The organism is Gordonia desulfuricans NBRC 100010, assembly GCF_001485495.1.
Lineage (GTDB): Bacteria > Actinomycetota > Actinomycetes > Mycobacteriales > Mycobacteriaceae > Gordonia > Gordonia desulfuricans.
In genome coordinates, this window is record NZ_BCNF01000031.1 from 1 (window position 1) to 4,962 (window position 4,962).

4 protein-coding genes and 1 pseudogene are annotated in these 4,962 nt (G+C 69.0%); 1 reads left to right on the plus strand and 4 read right to left on the minus strand.

What is annotated here, in order from left to right; translation table 11 throughout:
- Positions 1-123: 123 nt before the first annotated feature.
- Both GD1_RS04895 and glpD read right to left on the minus strand, forming a co-directional pair.
- On the minus strand, positions 124-546 hold the full coding sequence (locus GD1_RS04895; RefSeq protein WP_059036059.1) for a pyridoxamine 5'-phosphate oxidase family protein: 423 nt from the start codon (positions 544-546) through the stop codon (positions 124-126).
- 98 nt (positions 547-644) lie between these two features.
- Positions 645-2,432 (minus strand): glycerol-3-phosphate dehydrogenase, encoded by a 1,788-nt coding sequence (glpD, locus tag GD1_RS04900; protein ID WP_059036061.1) that lies wholly within the window; start codon positions 2,430-2,432, stop codon positions 645-647.
- Between the two features lie 79 nt (positions 2,433-2,511).
- Here glpD and glpK point away from each other — a divergent pair, with 79 nt between their 5' ends.
- Positions 2,512-3,996, plus strand: a complete 1,485-nt coding sequence (glpK, locus tag GD1_RS04905; protein WP_059036063.1) for a glycerol kinase GlpK — start codon at positions 2,512-2,514, stop codon at positions 3,994-3,996.
- A gap of 3 nt (positions 3,997-3,999) precedes the next feature.
- On the opposite strand, the gene GD1_RS04910 is transcribed toward glpK, so the two are convergent.
- Together GD1_RS04910 and GD1_RS04915 are read right to left on the minus strand one after the other, a co-directional pair.
- Entirely contained in the window at positions 4,000-4,449 is a 450-nt protein-coding gene (locus GD1_RS04910) for a hypothetical protein (protein WP_059036065.1), read from the minus strand.
- Positions 4,442-4,962: pseudogene (locus GD1_RS04915) on the minus strand (hypothetical protein); the annotation flags it as partial. The gene GD1_RS04910 and the pseudogene GD1_RS04915, both read right to left, overlap by 8 nt.

Here is a 4,962-nt window from a genome sequence, read left to right on the forward strand (position 1 = left end):
CAACTCACAGGCCAGCGGTAACCACCTCGAAGGTGCCCACCTCGACAACTCAACCACCAACCGCCACTGGACAATCGGGCCGATACCGACAGACACAGCCACCCTGAACCCGGACGGCGGCACTCAGACCGGGTAGCGCTCGGGTTCCGGGCCGAACTGGAAACGACGGCCCGTAATGTTGCCGGCGGCGATCTCGACGTAGTTGTACTTGATGGTGGGAATCCACGGGCTCAACGGAGTCTCGTCGGCGGCGGCGATCTCGTCGTTGCGGGACAGGATTCGTGCGGTGCCCTTGACCACGACGCTCCAGCCGGCGTCACCGTCGTACGAGTCCACCTCGAAGGCGACGTTCTCGTTGACGACCAGCTCGGAGAGCTTGGTGCCCTCCGCAGTCCGGAACAGGATGCGTCCCTCGCCCGCGTAGTAGTTCACCGGGAAGATGTCCGGATGTCCGCCGACGGTCACCGCGAGCCGGCCGACCGCCCCCTTGCCCAGCAATTCCCAGGCCTCGTCGGTGCTGAGTTCCTGAACCGGATTGTCCACCATGGTCGTTGCCTTCCTCTACCCCTGTTGCCACCCGTACCCATTTTCTACCCCCACACGGCACCGGCCGCAGGGTCAAAGGTCCTGTCGTGGCGCACGGGTCAGCGGTCGGGGACGGGCACCGGCTCCAGGAGTTCCGGCCGGGACTCCGGGGCGGCGGCACGCAGCGCGTCGGCCGACTCGTCGTCAGGTTGACGCTGCGACGCGATCTCCGCGGCGACCCGGGCGTCGTAGGTCCGCACCTCGTACTCGATCTGTTCGGACCCCCAGCCCAGGATCGGGGCGAGCAGTTCGGCCACCTCCTGCGCGCAGTCCACACCGCGGTCGGAGTACTCGATCGAGATGCGGGTGCGACGGGCCAGCACATCCTCCAGGTGCAGGGCGGCCTCGTCGACCGCGGCGTAGACCACCTCCACCCGCAGGTACTGCGGCGCGCCGGCGAGCGGACGCAGCAGCGACGGATCGTCGGCGGCGTAGGACAGCACGTCGTCGATCAGCGAACCATAGCGATTGAGGAGCCGGCGGATTCGGTAGGGATGCAGCCCGTACCGGGAACCGAGGTGCTCGCACTGGTTGATCAGCGCGAAGTAGCCGTCGGCCCCGACCAGCGGCACCCGTTCGGTGATCGACGGCGCGACCCGCGTGGGGATGAAGTCGTCGCAGGCATCCACCGCATCGGCGGCCATCACCCGGTAGGTGGTGTACTTGCCGCCCGCGATCGACACCAGACCCGGGGCCACCCGTGCCACCGCATGTTCACGCGACAGCTTCGAGGTGGCCTCGTCCTCCCCGGCCAGCAGCGGCCGCAGGCCCGCGTACACGCCTTCGATGTCGTCGTGGGTCAGTTTGGTGACCAGCACCGTGTTGACGTGTTCGAGGATGTAGTCGATGTCGGCGCGGGTCGCCGCCGGGTGCGCCAGGTCCAGGTTCCAGTCGGTGTCGGTGGTGCCGATGATCCAATGCGTCTCCCACGGGATGACGAACAGCACGGACTTCTCGGTACGCAGGATGATCGCGGTCTCGCTGACGATCCGGTCACGCGGGACGACGATGTGCACACCCTTCGACGCCCGCACCCGGAAGTGTCCACGCTCATGCGAGAGGGCCTGCACCTCGTCGGTCCACACCCCGGCCGCGTTGATCACACAGTGCGCCCGGATCTCGGCGGTCTCCCCGTTCTCGGTGTCGAGCACCTTGACACCCATCACGCGGTCGGCCTCCCGCAGGAACCCGACGACCTGCGTGGACGTGCGGATCACGGCCCCGTAGTTGGCGGCGGTCCGGGCGACGGTCAGGCTGTGGCGGGCGTCGTCGACGACGGTGTCGTAGTACCGGATACCACCGATCAGCGAGTCGCGTTTGAGCGCCGGAGCCACCCGCAGGGCCCCCGACCGCGTCACATGGCGTTGCCCGGGAACAGATTTCGATCCACCCATGGCGTCGTAGAGGAACAGGCCCGCGGCCACGTAGGGGCGTTCCCAGACCCGCTGGGTCAGCGGGTAGAGGAACGGTAGCGGTTTCACCAGGTGCGGGGCGAGCAGCCGCAGGGACAGTTCCCGTTCGCGCAGCGCCTCGCGCACCAGCCCGAACTCGAGCTGTTCGAGATACCGCAGGCCGCCGTGGAACATCTTCGACGAGCGGCTCGACGTCCCGGACGCGATGTCGCGGGCCTCCACCAGCGCCACCCGAAGACCTCGGGTCGCCGCGTCCAGTGCGGCCCCGACACCCACCACACCGCCGCCGATGACGACGATGTCGAACTGTTCGGTGGACAGACGCCGCCACGCCTCGGCCCGGTAGAGCGGACCCATGTCCGCAGGTCGATCGGGATCGAATCGAGGGTCGCCATGCGCCCTTCGTGCACTCGAATCGCCGGACTCGGTGTTCATGCTTCGTCAGCGTAATTGATCTCGGTGGCCTACACCGCGTGCGACACTGGGCGCCGTGCAGAGTGCTTCGGGTTATGTCATGTCGATCGACCAGGGAACCACCTCGACGCGGGCCATCGTGTTCGACCGTTCCGGCCGTGTGGTGTCCTCCGAGCAGATCGAGCACCGCCAGATCTTCCCGCGACCGGGCTGGGTGGAACACGACCCCGCCGAGATCTGGCGCAACACCCGTCGGGTGGCCGCGGCCGCCCTGGCCGCCGTCGACCTCACGGTGGACGACATCAGGGCGTGCGGACTGACCAACCAGCGCGAGACGACGATGGCCTGGGACCGGTCGACCGGGGAGCCGCTGCACAACGCGATCGTGTGGCAGGACACCCGCACCGCCGATCTCTGCGTCGAACTCGGCGGTGATGCCGGTACCGACCGCTATCGGACGCGCACCGGCCTACCCCTGTCCACGTACTTCTCCGGCCCCAAGATGCGCTGGCTGCTCGACCATGTGCCGGCCGTTGCCGAACGTGCCCGCAACGGCGAACTGTGCTTCGGCACAATGGATTCGTGGATCTCCTGGAACATGACGGGCGGTCCGGCCGGTGGGCTGCACATCACCGACGTGACCAATGCGTCGCGCACCATGCTGATGGATCTGCACACCCTGGCGTGGGACGAGCAGATCTGCGCCGAGATGGGCATCCCGACCGACGCACTCCCACAGATCCGCAGTTCCTCCCAGGTGTACGGCGCCCTGCGCGAACACGGCTCGCTGCCCGGGGTTCCGTTCGCCGGCATCCTCGGCGACCAGCAGGCGGCGACCTTCGGCCAGGCGTGCCTGTCGGCCGGCGAGGCGAAGAACACCTACGGCACCGGGAACTTCCTGCTGCTCAACACCGGAACCGACGTGGTCTTCTCCGACCACGGCCTGCTCACCACCGTCTGCTATCAGATCGGCGACGCCGCACCGCATTACGCCCTGGAGGGCTCGATCGCGGTGACCGGCTCGCTGGTGCAGTGGCTGCGGGACAACCTCGGCATCATCACCGATTCCGCCGAGGTGGAGACCCTGGCCCGCCAAGTCGACGACAACGGCGGCGTGTATGTGGTGCCGGCGTTCTCCGGACTGTTCGCCCCGCGCTGGCGGCCCGACGCACGGGGGGTGATCGTCGGTCTGACACGCTTCGCCGACAAGCGGCACATCGCCCGGGCCGCCTTGGAGGCCAGCGCATTCCAGACCCGTGAGGTGATCGAGGCGATGCAGGCCGACTCCGGTGTGGCGCTGTCCACCCTCAAGGTGGACGGCGGGATGGTGGTCAACGACCTGCTGATGCAGTTCCAGGCCGACATCCTCGACGTCCCGGTGTCGCGCCCGGTGGTCAACGAGACCACCGCCCTCGGTGCGGCGTACGCGGCCGGCCTGGCGGTGGGCTACTGGTCCGGCGAGGACGAGATCCGGGCCAACTGGGCCGAACACACCCGGTGGACGCCGTCGATGGAGGCCGACGAACGGGCACGCCTGTACCGGGAGTGGAATCGCGCGGTCGAGCACAGTCTCGACCTGGCCTGAGGCCTACCCCGCGTACTCCACCAGCACCCCGACCACCCCCGCCGTGCCGCCCATCGCGATGATCGCCTCGTAGGCGCAGTCGGCGAGCCGTTCACCGGCGGGGCGATCGGCGGCCACCGCGATCGACAGACATGCCAGGGCGCGGGCCCGGAAGAACTCGTGCCGCTGGGTCTCGGTGTCGTCCGCCCGATGGGCGACCGACGCATCGAGTTCGTGGCGGGAGACCGCGGCATCGAGCTGGCCGCGGGTCGTCGGCGACACCCGGCCGTGTTCTCGCCACTGCGACAACACCTCTCGGACAGGTGGCTCGGCGAGCACGTCGGTCAGGTCGATCACCGTGGTGACCAGCACCCCGAGGCAGGCGTCGACGTCCGGCTCGGCGACCCGGTCCACGAGGTCGCCGATCGGGCCGTGTCCCCGGTCGATCCGCCGCGGCCGATGTGGGTCAGCCATCCCGCTCGGCCGTCCCGGTGGTCCGGACATCGGATGCCGAACCGTCTGCGCCCGAGGCGATCTCACCGAGATCGGCCCGCACGTCGGTCTCGTCCACCGGCAGGTCCAGGATCGGCTCGTCGGGTTCGGTGATCGGCGGCATGGCCTGCGGACCCCAGTCGCCGAGCACCGCCGGTCCGACCAGCGGGAGGTCGCCGACGATCTCCCGACCATGGGCGTCGTGGTGCAGATATCCCGGGGGCCGGTGTTTGAGATCGCGCCCGCCGCCCCCGCCGGGAGCACCACCCGCGGGCATCGCGGGGCGCATGCCGGGCGCCCCGGCCGACGGCACCGCCGGACCGCCGGGCATTCCCCCGGCCGGCGTCGCGGGCACCACCGGCGGGGTGAACGCGATGGGCTGCCCCGCCGGCATCCCGATACCGGATTCTCCTGCGCCCGTACCATTTCCACCGCTTTCACCGGAACCTCCACGAGATGTCCCGAGCCCGTCACCGACACCGTCGGACGGTGCAC